The organism is Hungatella hominis, assembly GCF_014288005.1.
Lineage (GTDB): Bacteria > Bacillota > Clostridia > Lachnospirales > Lachnospiraceae > Hungatella > Hungatella effluvii.
In genome coordinates, this window is sequence record NZ_JACOPB010000002.1 from 796929 (window position 1) to 812323 (window position 15395).

Annotated in this window: 15 protein-coding genes and 1 riboswitch; of the genes, 4 read left to right on the forward strand and 11 right to left on the reverse strand. The window is 50.1% G+C overall.

Annotation, left to right across the window (positions count from 1 at the left end; genetic code table 11):
* Positions 1 to 39 precede the first annotated feature (39 nt).
* The 6 genes from H8S75_RS07870 to metK all read right to left on the reverse strand — a co-directional run bounded on the left by H8S75_RS07870 (position 40) and on the right by metK (position 5909).
* Entirely contained in the window at positions 40 to 813 is a 774-nt protein-coding gene (locus H8S75_RS07870) for a DUF6062 family protein (protein ID WP_187020535.1), read from the reverse strand.
* 15 nt (positions 814 to 828) lie between these two features.
* Positions 829 to 1518, reverse strand: coding sequence for a response regulator transcription factor (locus tag H8S75_RS07875; RefSeq protein ID WP_002605020.1), 690 nt, complete (start codon positions 1516 to 1518; stop codon positions 829 to 831).
* Complete coding sequence (locus H8S75_RS07880) at positions 1515 to 3011, reverse strand: sensor histidine kinase (RefSeq protein WP_187020537.1); 1497 nt, start codon at positions 3009 to 3011, stop codon at positions 1515 to 1517. Before H8S75_RS07880 ends, H8S75_RS07875 begins: the two co-directional genes overlap by 4 nt.
* A 105-nt stretch (positions 3012 to 3116) precedes the next feature.
* The gene (locus tag H8S75_RS07885; protein WP_187020538.1) at positions 3117 to 3752 is read right to left on the reverse strand and encodes a hypothetical protein; all 636 of its coding nucleotides are present in this window, start codon (positions 3750 to 3752) and stop codon (positions 3117 to 3119) included.
* A gap of 21 nt (positions 3753 to 3773) precedes the next feature.
* The gene (locus tag H8S75_RS07890) at positions 3774 to 4436 is read right to left on the reverse strand and encodes a hypothetical protein (RefSeq protein ID WP_187020540.1); all 663 of its coding nucleotides are present in this window, start codon (positions 4434 to 4436) and stop codon (positions 3774 to 3776) included.
* Between the two features lie 285 nt (positions 4437 to 4721).
* The gene (metK, locus tag H8S75_RS07895; RefSeq protein WP_187020541.1) at positions 4722 to 5909 is read right to left on the reverse strand and encodes a methionine adenosyltransferase; all 1188 of its coding nucleotides are present in this window, start codon (positions 5907 to 5909) and stop codon (positions 4722 to 4724) included.
* 178 nt (positions 5910 to 6087) lie between these two features.
* Positions 6088 to 6218: riboswitch (SAM riboswitch) on the reverse strand.
* 205 nt (positions 6219 to 6423) lie between these two features.
* Here metK and H8S75_RS07900 point away from each other — a divergent pair.
* The 3 genes from H8S75_RS07900 to H8S75_RS07910 all read left to right on the forward strand — a co-directional run bounded on the left by H8S75_RS07900 (position 6424) and on the right by H8S75_RS07910 (position 9412).
* Positions 6424 to 7341 (forward strand): hypothetical protein, encoded by a 918-nt coding sequence (locus tag H8S75_RS07900; RefSeq protein ID WP_002605025.1) that lies wholly within the window; start codon positions 6424 to 6426, stop codon positions 7339 to 7341.
* A gap of 151 nt (positions 7342 to 7492) precedes the next feature.
* A complete protein-coding gene (locus H8S75_RS07905) occupies positions 7493 to 7882 on the forward strand; it encodes a GntR family transcriptional regulator (protein WP_187020543.1) in 390 nt (129 codons plus the stop codon).
* Between the two features lie 87 nt (positions 7883 to 7969).
* The gene (locus H8S75_RS07910; RefSeq protein ID WP_187020545.1) at positions 7970 to 9412 is read left to right on the forward strand and encodes a hypothetical protein; all 1443 of its coding nucleotides are present in this window, start codon (positions 7970 to 7972) and stop codon (positions 9410 to 9412) included.
* Between the two features lie 52 nt (positions 9413 to 9464).
* Here H8S75_RS07910 and galE read toward each other — a convergent pair whose 3' ends face one another.
* From galE to H8S75_RS07925, 3 genes are read right to left on the reverse strand one after another with little or no spacing between them, the layout of a single operon-like run.
* Positions 9465 to 10481, reverse strand: a complete 1017-nt coding sequence (gene galE, locus H8S75_RS07915; RefSeq protein WP_055653183.1) for a UDP-glucose 4-epimerase GalE — start codon at positions 10479 to 10481, stop codon at positions 9465 to 9467.
* Positions 10482 to 10501: 20 nt separating this feature from the next.
* Positions 10502 to 11608 carry a phosphotransferase enzyme family protein gene (locus H8S75_RS07920; protein ID WP_187020546.1) on the reverse strand — a complete coding sequence of 369 codons (1107 nt, stop codon included), beginning with the start codon at positions 11606 to 11608 and terminating at the stop codon, positions 10502 to 10504.
* On the reverse strand, positions 11608 to 12537 hold the full coding sequence (locus H8S75_RS07925; RefSeq protein ID WP_055653181.1) for a nucleotidyltransferase family protein: 930 nt from the start codon (positions 12535 to 12537) through the stop codon (positions 11608 to 11610). Before H8S75_RS07925 ends, H8S75_RS07920 begins: the two co-directional genes overlap by 1 nt.
* A 530-nt stretch (positions 12538 to 13067) precedes the next feature.
* Between H8S75_RS07925 and H8S75_RS07930 the strand changes: the two genes are divergently transcribed.
* The gene (locus H8S75_RS07930) at positions 13068 to 14006 is read left to right on the forward strand and encodes an AraC family transcriptional regulator (protein ID WP_002605031.1); all 939 of its coding nucleotides are present in this window, start codon (positions 13068 to 13070) and stop codon (positions 14004 to 14006) included.
* A gap of 14 nt (positions 14007 to 14020) precedes the next feature.
* On the opposite strand, the gene H8S75_RS07935 is transcribed toward H8S75_RS07930, so the two are convergent.
* On the reverse strand, positions 14021 to 14629 hold the full coding sequence (locus H8S75_RS07935; RefSeq protein WP_002605032.1) for an ABC transporter permease: 609 nt from the start codon (positions 14627 to 14629) through the stop codon (positions 14021 to 14023).
* Positions 14622 to 15395, reverse strand: a complete 774-nt coding sequence (locus tag H8S75_RS07940; RefSeq protein WP_187020548.1) for an ABC transporter ATP-binding protein — start codon at positions 15393 to 15395, stop codon at positions 14622 to 14624. Before H8S75_RS07940 ends, H8S75_RS07935 begins: the two co-directional genes overlap by 8 nt.

Here is a 15395-nt window from a genome sequence, read left to right on the forward strand (position 1 = left end):
TGTATTCTATTTCCTATATGATTCGGCACAACCTATATCCTATTTCATACGGTAAACCGGATCCGCCGGATATCCGCCGCGGATCTTCTGCATGCCCCGCTGAATGGCATCCTTAGACTGCTTCCAGTCTGCATCACGGTTTAAGTAATCGTATTTTTCAATAAACCAGTCCACATCCGCGGACAGGCGCTCCATGTTGCGCTGCATCACATCAAAAATCATGGGATAAAAGTCTCTGCGTTCGGCGTCGTTTAAATACCGGTCCGCCCCTGCGCACAGCTCCGCAAAATGATGGAGACAGACGCCCTTCCCGTTCTTAACCTTTTCCCGAAAGGCCGCGTCCTTTTTGTACAGATGAAAAAATGTGGCGATATATCGCTCATAGACCTGATTAAAACGATCACAGATATAGCAGGTCCGTTCCTTTTCGTTCACCCATTTTTCAATGGGATTCCCATTCACGCTGTCCCGTTTTCCAGCCTTTCCCGTAATCCGGTCCATCATGGAGGTTTTTCCCGGCGCATAATCCTTAAACTCGGACTTCATCTCCTGAATCAGTTTCTTATAATACGTCTTTAAAATCCATCCGTTCCCCAATGCATTGCCATAATCAAACATCTTCTTCTGATGGACCCGGCAGAATCCCGCCTTGTCCGTCGCTTCCCTCGTATCACTTTCCATATACGAGGCACAGGAACCCAAGACAAAGTCCATTAACTCCTGCTCCGTTTTCCGTTCCACGTAACAGAATGGACATTCGTCATCCGCATCCATCGCGTCATTCATTGGTATTTCATATAGTTTTTCCTTCATTGTTATCGCCCCGTCTTACACCTTGAACCGGTATCCCACGCCCCAGATCGTCTCGATATACTGCGGCTTCGCCGTATTAAACTCGATCTTCTCGCGGATCTTCTTAATATGAACCGTGACTGTGGCGATATCTCCGATGGATTCCATGTCCCAGATTTTGCTGAACAGCTCTTCCTTGGTAAACACGTGGTTCGGATTCTGTGCCAGGAAGGTCAGCAAATCAAATTCCTTTGTCGTAAAGCTCTTTTCCTCTCCGTTGACCCACACGCGTCTCGCGGTCTTGTCAATCTTCAGGCCGCGAATCTCGACAATCTCATTATCCGGAGTTCCGCTTCCGATCAGTCTTTCGTATCTGGCCAGATGAGCCTTGACACGGGCCACCATCTCACTTGGGCTGAATGGCTTCGTGATGTAATCGTCGGCGCCCAGTCCCAGGCCGCGGATCTTATCGATATCCTCTTTTTTCGCAGATACCATGATAATCGGGGTATTCTTCACTTCCCGGACCTTACGGCATATCTCGAATCCATCAACGCCCGGAAGCATCAGATCCAGAATCAGCAGATCGAAGTCTTCATGAAGAGCCTTCGTAAGTCCGGCTTCTCCATCATTCTCAATCTCCACCTCAAAGCCGCTCAGTTCCAGATAATCCTTCTCGAGCTCTGCAATACTCTCTTCGTCTTCAATAATCAGTATCCTGCTCATTCTGCAATAACCTCCTGATATTTTCTCAGCACAAAGTGTATCTCTGTGCCTATCCCTTCCTTGCTGGTCGCCCAGATCCTTCCGCCGTGGTCCTCGATAATCTTCTTTACGATAGAAAGCCCGATACCGCTTCCACCCTGAGAGGAGTTCCTGGAAGAGTCTGTCCGGTAAAACCGGTCGAAAATGTTGGGCAGATCTTTGGCCGCAATGCCTTTTCCATTATCCTCAATCTCAATCTGGATAAAATCTCCCACATCCTTGATGCGGATATTGATAATTCCGCTCTTCTTGTCAATATACTTCACTGAATTGCTGACAATATTGTTGATGACACGTCTCATCTGCTCCGCGTCGGCGATGACCATCACGTCCTCGTCCACATAGTTGAAATATCCCAGTTCGATATTTCTCGCTTCCATCTCCAGCCCCACCTCATCGATACAGTCTCTGAAGTAGCTTGCCACATTGATCTTGGAAAATGTATACGGAATCTTGTTCGTATCGATCTTTGAGTAGAACGTCAGCTCATCGATCAGCTTATCCATGTCATTCGCCTTATTATAAATGGTCCGTATATACCGGTCTAACTTCTCCGGTGAGGACGCCACTCCGTCCATGATCCCTTCCACATAGCCCTTGATGGCTGTAATCGGGGTCTTTAAATCGTGAGAAATATTGCTGATTAACTCTTTATTTTCCTTGTCATACTGGATCTTCTCTTCCGCGTTCTCCTTCAGCCTCATGCGCATCTCTTCGAAATCCTGGCACAGCTGGCCGATCTCGTCGTCATTCTCCACTTCCAGTGCAAAATCCAGATTGCCGTCCCTGATCTTCTTCGTGGCCTCCTGGAGCCGCCCCAGCGGGTGTACCACAGAACTGTAGACCCACATCATCAGGATCGCGTCCGTAAACACGATGATCAGTATTACCGCCAGAAGCATCTCCGCCATCATGGCTTTGATCTCCGGAAGAAGTCCGTCTACATTGGATACAATGAACACACTGCCCTTTCCCTCATCCGGGTAAAGGAAATCCATCTGCTTGACCAGATGCTGCGTATCCCCATCCAGATAGATGGCTCCGTCGATGCTGCTGTCCACGTCTTCATACTTGGGCAGCTGATCGAGGAGCTCCTGAGTCACATGACTGTTTCCGTCAAATACGATCTGGTCGTCTTTTCGTACAATCATATATGCATATTTATTCGACAGCTTTTCATTCAGCTTCTGCATATATTCCATATCACTAAACTTCTCCGGGCTGCTGTCTAAAATCTTCTCGATTTCTTTCTGTTCAACCTGCGTCATCCGGTTAAAAATCTGAAGGGAATTGCCGGAAAAGAGATTTACCTGCTCCGTTAAATTATACGCCTTGCGGAACGATTTCATCTGATAATTGCTGAGTCCCGCCACAACCGCGTAAATCAGCGCCAGCGGCACCACGGTAATGATCACAAAAGCGACCGCCAGACGTGTTCTTAATTTTAGTTTCACAACGTGCGTCTCTCCTCTGCTTATAGTATTCCATTTTATACAAAAATATTATAACACAGAATGAAGACCGCATTTATAAAACTATTATAAAATTTGCCTGTCCCTTTATAAACTGCCGTTCCCTTCTGTAATCATTTCATCGGTCAGCAGAAGGCCGTTTGCCTCCAGATTCCGAACCGTGTACTGATTTACGTATGCATGTCCGCCGCATGCGGCCGGAATCACTGCAAATGGTCTGACTGACGGTTCTGCGCCGCTCTGGAGTGCGCTCATTCTCACGGCTCCGTCATCCAGCTCCAGTTCCGTCTGAATTGCGGCCGCACTGCCCCGGGACCACATCAATACTGCCATGCGCTGTACCGGAGCGAGTTTTTTCATTTTAAAATACCAGAGCGTTTCGCACTCCATCATCTCCCACTCCGGAATAAGGAGACAAAAACGGATTTCCCGGATTCCGCGGAAATTCATCCAAAAGCCCCGGACCTCCTCATATTCCAGATGGCTGAAATAGACCTGCTTATAATCATTCCTGCCATCCTCCTCGTATCCCAACTCAAAATTATCGTCCAGGCGCGCCTGATTATAGCGGACAATCTCTTCAAAACTCATATTTTCCGCCTCATAGCATCCGCTCTGAAATGCAAAGCCAGCCTGCCCCAGATCACGGTAAAAATCTGATACAAAACCTGGATACAGATCTTTTCTCCGAAACTGAAAAACCACACTAAAGTATGCCGGCATAACCGGTCTCACCGCCTCTCTCTAATTGTCAAACCAGAACACGATGCGTACCTCATCGTCACTTTTGATTCTCCACTCCTCTTTCAGCGCCTCCAGCCGGCTGATCAGCATGGTCAGGTTCAGATTTAAGTACCCCAGCCATTCCCGGTAGACCAGCCCGGCATCCGGTGTCTCCTTGCTCTTTTCATCAATGAACGCCAGCTGGTAAGGTTTCCCGGCCGCATCAAACTCCAGCATTTTCTCGTAGTCCTCTTCCCTGACCCAGCCTTTTAACGGCATCCGTCCTCCGTAGCCGCTTTCCTTCAGTTCTCGCAGCGTCAGCCAGGAGAGATCGTGGCAGTCAATGCTTCCGATCTCCATCTCGTCTGTTTCATACCGAAAAACCAGGTCGTCCATCTGCTCCGGCAGGCCTCGCGGCTTCGCAATCGGGGGCCAGGAGCTTTCCTCCTCTTCTCCCCGGACTCCGGCCAGCAGATAAAACAACCCATAATCGCGGTGCCCATCGATCAAATCACGACGGCTGAAGCCGCCATCGCCCTGAATCCTTAAATCCGCCCACACATCGTCCCGATACCAGTGTTCAATGTTCTTCCAGCGCCGGTTACCGGGCTCCCTGTTCCAGAGCGTGTTGCCACGAACATCGGCGGTATACCCTTCTGCAAAGAGATGTATGTCACAGCCCATTGCGATTCCTCCATTCTCATGGATACCATACGTCCTTGTACGCTCATGTATCCCTTATTTTCCTCTAATAATCTGTTGAGCTGACTATAACATATTCATGGCGGAAAGTCACGCGGCGGCGCTCCAGAGGATAGTCACTTGTCAGTCCCTGGCGGATTATCACACAAAAACAGGTGAAAAAGAATCTTTCAAGCGCTTTGAAACGCTTTGCCAATTCTTTCTCACCTGTCTTTTCTCACTAATTTTCCACCCCGGCCGGACACCGGAATGATCGCGTTATTCCATTTATAAATACTTTTTCAAAAGCTCCACCTTATCCAGCTTCTCCCACGGCAGATCCAGATCATTTCTTCCGAAATGTCCGTATGCGGCAGTCTGCTTATAAAGTGGTCTGCGAAGATCGAGCATGCGGATAATTCCCGCCGGACGGAGGTCAAAGTTTTCACGGATGATCTCAACCAGTTTATCATTGCTTAACTTACCTGTTCCGAACGTATCCACCATGATGGAAGTCGGATGTGCCACACCAATGGCATAGGACAGCTGAATCTCGCATTTATCCGCCAGACCTGCCGCCACCATGTTTTTAGCCACGTAGCGGGCCGCGTAAGCCGCTGAACGGTCTACCTTGGTGCAGTCCTTACCGGAGAAGGCGCCGCCGCCGTGGCGCGCATATCCGCCGTAGCTGTCTACGATGATCTTTCTTCCTGTCAGTCCGCTGTCTCCCTGCGGTCCGCCGATAACGAAACGTCCTGTCGGGTTGATGAAGAACTTGGTCTCCTCATCGATCATATCAGCCGGGATAATAGCGTCAAATACATACTCTTTGATATCCTTGTGAATCTGCTCCTGAGTAACGGCCTCGTCGTGCTGGGTCGATAAAACCACTGCTTCCAGACGGATCGGACGGCCATTCTGATCGTATTCCACCGTAACCTGAGTCTTTCCATCCGGACGCAGGTACTTTAATGTGCCGTCTTTGCGCACCTTCGTCAGCTGCAGCGCCAGTTTGTGAGCCAGGGCGATCGGATAAGGCATATACTCTTCCGTCTCATTGCTGGCAAAACCGAACATCATGCCCTGGTCGCCGGCGCCGATTGCATCCAGCTCAGCCTCAGACATCGTGTGTTCCTTCGCTTCCAGAGCCTTGTTTACGCCCATAGCGATATCCGGGGACTGTTCATCCAGGGATACGACCACACCGCAGGTATCGCAGTCAAAGCCGTATTTCGCGCGGTCATAGCCTATCTGGCGAATCGTCTCGCGGACTACCTTCTGGATATCCACGTATGCGTGAGTGGTCACCTCACCCATAACCAGTACAAGACCTGTGGTACAGCAAGTCTCACAGGCCACACGGCTCATCGGGTCCTGCTTTAACATCTCGTCCAGAATCGCATCGGAAATCTGGTCGCACATTTTGTCCGGATGGCCTTCCGTCACGGACTCGGATGTAAATAATAATTTCTCCATGTTGTCATTTCCTCCTTATGTACATGGGGGAGTCAGATAGCCTGTAGCCAGCTGCCGGTTTTCCAACCCTCGCGGCAGTCGCCAAATTCAAACAAGATTGACTTTGGCTCGTTGTCCGCGGGAATAACAAAAAGAAAAGCCCGCAGCAATGCGGACTTGATAAATCATGTATCAAATCCTCTTATTGCTCGATTTCTCGCTCAGGTTGGCACCTTCCGCCCTCTCCTGACTGCACACCAATGTGCGCCATTCAGGCCGGGGTTGCCGTGACTTCACAGATCCTTTTATCTCCATCACTCTGAATAAGGGATATTACGTACTTTTCAATTGTTATTCTGTTTCCTGTTACTTCTGTTGCGATATTAATATTATCGTATGAAGGAAGCCTTGTCAAGCATTTTTCATAGGATGCAAACTTTTTTATTTACTGTTCATCCGCCCTCAAAAGTGATATGATAGAGACAGTAATTACATAAAATGTACGAAAATGTCAAAAGCAGGAGGAAATGAAACCATGAGATTAGTAACACGTTCTGACTTTGATGGTCTCGTCTGCGGCGCTCTTCTAAAAGAGGCAGGCGTCATCGACCATTGGAAATTTGCTCATCCGAAGGACTTACAGGACGGTCTCGTCGAGATCACAGAGGATGACTGTCTGGCAAATGTCCCCTTTGTAGAAGGCTGCGGCCTTTGGTTCGACCATCATTCCAGCGAGTTCGAGAGACTCGAGCTGGAAGGTAAATACAAAGGAGAGAGCCGTCTGGCCCCTTCCTGTGCCAGGATTATCTACGAATACTACGGCGGAAATGAGCGTTTCTCTCATTTTAATGAGATGATGGAGGCCGTGGACAAGGTGGACTCCGGTCACCTCACCATCGATGAAATCCAGAATCCGAAGGGCTGGATACTGATCGGCTTTCTCATGGACCCGAGAACCGGCCTGGGACGCTGGAGAAATTTTACAATCTCCAACTACCAGTTAATGGAGCGTTTGATCGACGCCTGCCGCACCATGAACACCGAGGAAATCTTAAATCTTCCGGATGTACAGGAGCGGATCGAGGTCTATTTTGAGCAGACAGAGAAATTCATGGCCATGATTGCCGAACATACCAGAGTGGAACAGGATGTGATCATCTCAGACCTGCGGGGAGTCGATCCCATCTATACGGGCAACCGTTTCCTGATCTACAGCATGTATCCGGAGCAGAATATTTCCGCATGGATCGTCAATGGAAAGGGCGGCATCGGCTGCTCTGTCGCAGTCGGTTACAGCATCTTAAACCGCACCGCATCTCTCGATGTCGGAAGCCTGATGTTAAAATACGGCGGCGGCGGTCACAAGAACGTCGGCACCTGCCAGTTTGGCGATGAAACCATGGAAGAGCAGCTTCCTAAACTTCTGCATGAACTGGTTTATCCAACCCTGTAACAGTCATACGAATGGCCGTCGGAATTGTCCGGCGGCCGTTTCTATTTCTATTTCTATTTCTATTTCTATTTCTATTTCTATTGACAATAAGTATTATTTGTATTACTATATATAATACAAATAATACTTATTTCAGAAAGGGGGTTATTCCATGATTATTCGTCTGAATACGGCCTGCACTGTCCCCATATACGTCCAGCTGCGGAACCAGATTGTTACCGGAATTGGAAGAGGGGAACTGAAAGTTGGTGAAAAACTTCCCACGGTACGTCAGCTGGCCCTCGATGCGGGTGTCAATACCATGACGGTAAACAAGACTTATCAGATTCTCCGTGCGGAGGGCTTTATCGAGATAGACCGGAGAAACGGCGCGACCGTGCGTCCGATGAAGGACACGACTTTACAGTACCGTGAAAAACTAAAGGAAGAGCTGGAGCTGATTGGAGCGGAAGCCTGCTTAAAGGGAATGGATAAGAAGGAATTTCTGACGATCTGCGAAGAAATTTTTGCGCATATGGAACCGGCGATCGAGCCATCATAAGGACACGTTTATAAGGACACATTCATAAGGACACGCTCATAAGGACACATTTATAAGAGCACTGACAGAAACAACGGAGGGACAGACATGGATTTTGCACTATTTGTCATTTTCTTAATCACAGATTGGAGCATCGTAGGAATCTCTGCCGCAGTATACGGCGGCAAACACCGCTACCGGGAAGGCATGATATTTGGTGTCCATGTCCCGGAATCGGCGGTTCTGGATGAAGACACCGCTTCATTAACCGCTCATTACAGGAAAGTAAACCGGAATTTTTACGTCATCAATCTGGTGGCAGGAACGGGAGCTGCGCTTCTCTCCCTGGGACATTTTTCCATCTTTATGATCGTTTGGACACTCTGGCTCCTGGAATTCTGCATCGTGTCCATGGGGCTCCTGACTTTTGCCCACCGCCGCATGTATAGCCTGAAAGTTTCTAAGAAATGGATAGTAGGCGAGCCCGTCCGGACGGTGATCGTGGATACCTCAGTCTCCTCCGTGTCTGAAAAGCTGCCGTTTTCCCACTGGTGGCACTTACCGGTAATTCTGGCCAGCATCCTGGCGCTGTTTTTCCTTCCTCATCTCCGGGAATATTTCGGAGACAGCTATCTGCGCTTTCTTTTGCCAGGCGCTGTTCTTCTTATGGAAGCGATATTCTGGTTCGTACACGTCTGGTACAGTCACCGGGAAAATGTGGTATACAGCAATGACAGTAAGATCAATCTGGCAGTCAACCGTTTAACGAAGCGTGTCTGGTCCGGGATGTGGATCGCCTCCGATTACCTTATGCTTCTCTCCATGGCCATTCTGCTGATTCCGCTGGCCGTACGCGGTTCGACAACTACACTGGAATTATTCCTCTTCCTGACCATTCAGATCACTGTGATCGTATTGATTACTGCCTCCATCCTGTGGCTGGAAAATAAGCGGAATGATATCCTGTCCGCCGACCACTCACCGCTCCTGGTAGACGATGACCTGTACTGGAAAAATGGCTGGTACAGCAATCCTGACGATAAACGTTTCTTCGTTCAGGACCGCATGTGCAGCGCCAACTTCAGCATGAATATGGCCAAACCGGCTGCAAAAGCCATAACCGGCACCATAACGGCGGGAACCCTCCTTCTCCTCGTCTGGATCTGCGCCGTCTTTGTGCGGATGGATTTTGTGCAGCCGCAGCTTTCCCTCCGCGGCGCCAACGTGGAGGTGACCGCGGGAATGTATGATATCTCCTTTTCCAGAGACGACATTCTGGAGGCGGAGCTCCTCGACAGCCTCCCGGAAGAACCGCTACGCAGGACCAACGGCGCCGCCACAGGCGGCTATCTTCTCGGCAAATTCTACGGGAATCAAACCGGTGAATGCCGGCTGTATATATACAGGAATGTCCGGCCTATACTGGCCATTTATCTGCCGGAATACACCGTGTTTATCAACAGCAAAACGCCGGGAGAAGTGGAGGCGTGGTATGACAGCCTGAAAAATCCGTCACGATCACCCGCAAGCTCTGCCCACGAGTCACCTTGACCCTCGCGGAAATAAATATCCCGGGAAGAATCTCTTCTTCCCGGGATCAATCTTATCTGTATCCGTTCGGATTATTGGACTGCCATCTCCAGGAATCCTCGCACATCTCGTCAATTCCTCTTTCTGCTTCCCAGCCCAGTTCCTTCTTAGCAAGCGCCGCATCCGCGTAGCACTCGGCGATATCGCCAGGTCTTCTTGGCTTGATTGCGTATGGAATCTGTTTACCGCAGGCTTTGGAGAATGCCTCGATCATCTGAAGCACGCTGAAGCCCTTGCCGGTTCCCAGATTGTAGATGCGTACGTCCGGCTCGGACTGAGCCAGTTTATCGACTGCTTTTACGTGGCCGATGGCCAGATCCACGACGTGAATGTAGTCACGGACACCCGTTCCATCCGGTGTATCGTAGTCATTGCCGAATACGCCCACTTCCTTCAGTTTGCCTACGGCAACCTGGGTGATGTATGGAGTTAAATTGTTCGGAATACCTGCCGGATCTTCTCCGATCAGACCGCTCTTATGAGCTCCCACCGGATTGAAGTAACGGAGTAAAATCACGCTCCATTCCGGATCCGCGGTATGTAAATCAGTCAAAATCTGCTCCAGCATACTCTTCGTCTGGCCGTATGGATTGGTAATCTTTCCCTTCGGGCAGTCCTCGGTAATCGGAACGAACGCCGGGTCTCCGTATACGGTAGCTGAGGAGCTGAAAATGATCTTCTTCACGCCATGGTTTCTCATCACGTCACACAGAACGAGCGTGCCGGTAATATTGTTATGGTAATATTCCAGCGGCTTTGCCACGGATTCGCCTACTGCCTTTAAGCCGGCGAAATGGATCACCGCATCGATTGTCTCTTTGCTGAAGATCTCCTCCATAGCAGCCTTATCAAGTAAATCTGCCTTATAAAAGGTCACATCTTTTCCTGTAATCTGTTTTACCCGGTTTAAGGATTCCTCTGAAGAGTTGCATAAATTATCGACAACAACGACTTCCTGTCCCTGATTCAGCAGTTCCACACATGTATGGCTTCCGATATATCCGGCGCCTCCGGTCACTAAAATTCTCATTTATTTTCCTCCTGATATCCTTAATATTTACACACGATCGCTTCCATATCGGCCCACTTCTTCTCCATGTCGGCGACGAGAGCGAACTGGGTTCTGGTTCTGTCCAGGTTATGATTCTCACGGCTGATACGGAAATACGTGTCACCCTGCAGGAAATCAGTCAGGAAACGCACACCGCATTCAAAGGTCATGAGTTTTGCACCCATAGGGAGCATATTGCGCTCCGCCTGGGTTAAGCTGCCCTGGCATCCCTCCAGGAATCCCTTTGTATAGATTTCATACAGCGGAAGGGACAGCGAAACAAGACTGACATCCGGCTCATCCTCATCGGCTGTATTGGCGCCGAAACGGATGGAGTCCCCGAAATCGAAAATAGACAGTCCCGGCATAATGGTATCCAGATCGATGATGCACAGGGCCTCACCCGTAACATCGTCAATCATGATATTGTTTAACTTCGTATCGTTATGGGTTACGCGGAGCGGAAGCGTTCCCTCCTTCAGCATGTTCATGGCAGCTCCGGCCTCATCGGCGCGGTCCATGACAAACTTGATCTCCTCTTCCACCAGATGAGCGCGTCCGCACACATCCTCTTCCACCGCCTTCTTAAATGTCTCCAGACGGACCGGTGTGTTATGGAAATTTACGATTGTCTCCGTCAGCTCTTCAGCCGGATATTCGGCCAGCTGACGCTGGAAATGGCCGAACGCCTTACCGCTCTGGTAGAAGTCGTCTGGATTGCGCACCTTGTCAAAGCAGGTGGCGCCAGAGATAAATAAGTAACCTCTCCAGTAATTTCCGTCGCTGTCTGTCACGTAATCTTTGCCGTCTCTGGACTTTACGATGTTTAATGTCTCACGGTACGGATCACCGCCCTGTGCGATGATTTTCTCACGCAGGAAGGAAGTGACGCCGGCGATGTTTCTCATCAGAGACACCGGATCGGTAAAGATTTCATGGTTGATTCTCTGGAGTATGTATAAATGCTCCTTCTCCCCGTCTCTGCATACCAGCCGAAACGTGTCATTGATGTGACCGCTTCCGTAGCGTTCCCAGGAAATCGGTTCCCCTTCAAAGCTTAAAAGGCCGATGGCCTCTCTGATTTTACCACACTGTGCGTCTCCCATCACGCTTCCTCCCATAATTTTTCAGGATAGAATCCGGCTTCCTTGAGCCCCTTTATGGCGTTTACAACCGTTTCCTTGTCCTCTTTATAAGTAACTCCATACCAGCGGTCAATGCTCTTCAGCACCGTCACGTCGGCTTTCCCCTCTTTTAACAGTTCATCTACCACAAATGGCAGGAAATATTCGCATTTAATCGGATTCTTTGGCAGTTCACGATCCAAGAAGGCGGCAAATCTGGCATCGATCTCCTTTAAGACACTGGCCGTAAAGCCCCACATATTCATGGAAACGATGGTCTCCTCCGGAAGTTCCGTCCAGGTCGCTCCGTCATCCTCTGTAAATTCCGCGATGTCACCGTGCTTTTCAATTCTGGTTCTCTCGTGGATATCCACCAGATGGCTGCTCTCGTCCGTGGTGCAGACGCCGCGCGCCACATGTCCGTTCTCTGTCAGAGTGTTATAAAGCTTGTAGCCCACCATTGTGTACTGATACTTTTCGTTGTCTGAATATTCAACCAGCTGGTCATAAATGGATTTAAATGCGCTCTTGCCATAGTAATCATCGGCATTGATCACTGCAAACGGTCCGTCTACCGCATCCTTGCAGCACAGGATCGCATGAGCCGTTCCCCATGGCTTCACACGGCCTTCCGGTACGCTGTAGCCCTCCGGCAGCTTATCAAGCTCCTGGAACACGTATTCCACCTGCACGTATTTCGCCATGCGGTCTCCGATCTGCTCCTTAAACTCTTTTTCGATGGCCTTCTTAATAATGAATACCACCTTCTCGAATCCGGCTTCCACCGCATCGTAAATAGAAAAGTCAATGATCTTGTTACCGTATGGGTCTACCGGGTCAATCTGCTTAAGACCGCCGTAACGGCTCCCCATCCCTGCTGCCATAATTACCAGAACTGGTTTCTTAGTCATCGCAACTACCTCCTTATTTTCAACTCGCCCCGGCAGTCCGTAGTGACTTGATTGCCGAACACGTTTTACTAACTCCAGTATAGTGAATACACAGGAAAATATATTTGCACTATCTGCTATTTTATTTGCATTATCGTACACATTTTACTATTTTACCACAGAATATGATATACTGTAAACACGAAACGGAGTCGTTTCACATTTCACACAGGTACAGCCGTTGCCGTTCACAGCCCGCGCCACCCCCTGTTTCCCGCCCTGTCCCGGCTGGCTCATGCTCCGTTTCCAGTTCCGGTTTCGGGGATAAGCACTTCTAAACGTGCAGAATTTTTCTAAAAGCCAGGGAAAATACCCAAACTCGCTGCGCTCAAACAGGTGGGTATTTCCCCTGAACGAAAAATCCTGCGCGTTAAGAATTGCTAATCCCCTGCAAAGTCACAGGAAACGGAGCATGAGCCAGCCGGGACAGGGCGGGAAACAGGGGGTGGCGCGGGCTGTGAATGGTACGTACAGTCTGAAAGGAGGCGTTCATGGAATACAAGAGTACGGTGCTCCGGACCAGCGCCGTTGTGCGCAAAGTCATTTCCATACACTATTTCGAATATATGAGTAATTTCTCATTTCCGGGTGAGAGTCATGATTTTTGGGAATTTGTCTGTGTGGACAAGGGCGTGATTGACGTAATGGCCGGAGAAAAAAGAGTCCCTCTGAAACGTGGAAATATTATCTTCCACAAACCGGGTGAATTCCATAACATCATTACTAACGGAGAAGTGGCGCCGAACCTGGTGGTTATTGGATTTGAGTGTCATTCCCCCTGCATGAAGGCGTTTGAAGGGAAAATGCTCACCGTTTCAGAGACGGAACGGGAACTGCTGGCGAGAATTATTATAGAAGCCCGCAACGCATTTTCCGGCCGGATGGACGACCCTTATCAGGAAGAACTGGTACGGCAGTCCGCCCCTCCGGCATTCGGGGCGGAGCAGATGATCGCCAATTATCTGGAGGAACTGATCATTCATCTCTACCGCAGATATTTTGAGAATCCGGGACAGTTCGGGCCCCGGCGGCAGCCGGAGGTCCGCATTAAGAGCGACGCCTACAGCCGGATCGTGCGCTACATGGAGGAACACATCGGAGAGCGTCTCTCCATCGATACCATCTGCCACGATACGCTGACAGGGCGTTCCCAGCTCCAGAAGATTTTCCGGGAGGCGCACGGGTGCGGGGTGATCGACTATTTCTCTTCCATGAAGATCGAAACAGCCAAACAGCTGATCCGCGACAATCACTTGAATTTTACTGAGATATCAGACCGGCTCGGCTATACCTCGGTACACTACTTTTCCAGACAGTTTAAGAAGCTGACGGGGATGACGCCTTCCGAGTACGCCACCTCCATACGACGCCTGTCGGAATACAGTTCGTTCGGGAGCCGGAGCCAACCGGATGACGGCGTGAACAGCTGACCGCACGCCGCCGTCTAAAGTCTCCTCTCAATCCGCTCCAGCCCTGCATTTAGCGCGATGGCCAGCCCTGCGGACAGCACGGTTCCCCAGAGTATTTTCACCACGTTCAGCGTCCGGAGGCCGTCAAAAAGGATTGTGCCCAGGCCGCCGGCGTTGATGGTAGCCGCGATCGTGGCGATTCCGGTAGTCGAGACAATGGCGAGGCGGATTCCTGTAAAGATGGACCGTTTTGCCAGAGGCAGGCGGATCTTTAACAGGATCTGCATGGTCGTCATCCCCATTCCTGCGGCCGCCTCGATGATGGCGGAATCGACGCCGTTTAAGCCTGCCGTAAAATTGCGCAGGAGCAGGTACTGGTTATAAAGCGTAAGTACAATCAAAGCCGTTTTTGTTCCCAGCCCTGTCACGGGAATCAGCATGGCGAACATGGCCAGACTCGGGATCGAATAGACTACGGAAAACAGATGGACCAGGGCATTCGACACGGTCTTATAATACATGGCGCAGACGGTCAGCACGGCCGCCAGCACCAGAGAAAGCACCAGCGTGACGCCGACCAGTACCAGATGCTGGCCCAGCGCCCCATACAGTTTCTCGGGATATTTTAACGCATATTCAATCAATGGTCATCCTCCAGAATTCTTCCTGCTCCCTGGCCGATCGGATCAGGGAGGCCACAAAGTCATCCGCCGGATTCTTCACGATACGGGCGGGAGTATCGAACTGCCTGACCGTTCCCTCATTCATCACAATCACGCGGCTTCCCAGCTTGAACGCCTCGTTGATATCGTGAGTCACGAACAGGAAGGTCCTCTTAAGCCCTCCGTGGATTCGAAGAAGCTCATCCTGCAGCTTCATGCGCGTGATCGCGTCGATCGCTCCAAACGGCTCATCCAGAAGCATAATCTTCGGATTTACCGCCAGCGCCCGGGCCAGCCCCACACGCTGCTGCTGGCCGCCGGACATCTGGGATGGATACCGGTATTTGAACTCCTCCGGAAGGAGTCCCACCAGGTTAAGGAGCTCATCCACCCGCTCGTCGGTCTGTTTCTTATCCCAGTTGAGCAGTTTGGGAACCACGGAGATGTTATCCGCTATGGTCATGTGAGGAAAAAGACCGATCTGCTGTATGACGTAACCGATCCGTCTGCGCACCTTTACCACATCCACCGTGGATATGTCCTCGCCAAACAGAAATATCTTTCCGCCTGTCGGCTCATATAAGCGGTTTACCATCTTCAGAAGAGTGGTTTTTCCGCTTCCAGATGATCCGAGAATCGTTATAAACTCGCCCTCTTCGATGGTCAGGCTGACCTGATCCACCGAAGGAAAAGCGGCATTGTCAAATTGTTTCGTTACATTCTGAAATTCAATGGCAGTCTGAGACAT

Coding starts and splice junctions, on each gene's coding strand:
- H8S75_RS07905 (WP_187020543.1), top strand. CDS start 7,493: ATGATTATTCGTCTGAATACGGCCTGCACTGTCCCCATATACGTCCAG.
- H8S75_RS07910 (WP_187020545.1), top strand. CDS start 7,970: ATGGATTTTGCACTATTTGTCATTTTCTTAATCACAGATTGGAGCATC.
- H8S75_RS07870 (WP_187020535.1), bottom strand. CDS start 813: ATGAAGGAAAAACTATATGAAATACCAATGAATGACGCGATGGATGCG.
- galE (WP_055653183.1), bottom strand. CDS start 10,481: ATGAGAATTTTAGTGACCGGAGGCGCCGGATATATCGGAAGCCATACA.
- H8S75_RS07925 (WP_055653181.1), bottom strand. CDS start 12,537: ATGACTAAGAAACCAGTTCTGGTAATTATGGCAGCAGGGATGGGGAGC.
- H8S75_RS07940 (WP_187020548.1), bottom strand. CDS start 15,395: ATGTCTCAGACTGCCATTGAATTTCAGAATGTAACGAAACAATTTGAC.
- H8S75_RS07885 (WP_187020538.1), bottom strand. CDS start 3,752: ATGCCGGCATACTTTAGTGTGGTTTTTCAGTTTCGGAGAAAAGATCTG.
- H8S75_RS07930 (WP_002605031.1), top strand. CDS start 13,068: ATGGAATACAAGAGTACGGTGCTCCGGACCAGCGCCGTTGTGCGCAAA.
- H8S75_RS07900 (WP_002605025.1), top strand. CDS start 6,424: ATGAGATTAGTAACACGTTCTGACTTTGATGGTCTCGTCTGCGGCGCT.
- metK (WP_187020541.1), bottom strand. CDS start 5,909: ATGGAGAAATTATTATTTACATCCGAGTCCGTGACGGAAGGCCATCCG.
- H8S75_RS07875 (WP_002605020.1), bottom strand. CDS start 1,518: ATGAGCAGGATACTGATTATTGAAGACGAAGAGAGTATTGCAGAGCTC.
- H8S75_RS07920 (WP_187020546.1), bottom strand. CDS start 11,608: ATGGGAGACGCACAGTGTGGTAAAATCAGAGAGGCCATCGGCCTTTTA.
- H8S75_RS07890 (WP_187020540.1), bottom strand. CDS start 4,436: ATGGGCTGTGACATACATCTCTTTGCAGAAGGGTATACCGCCGATGTT.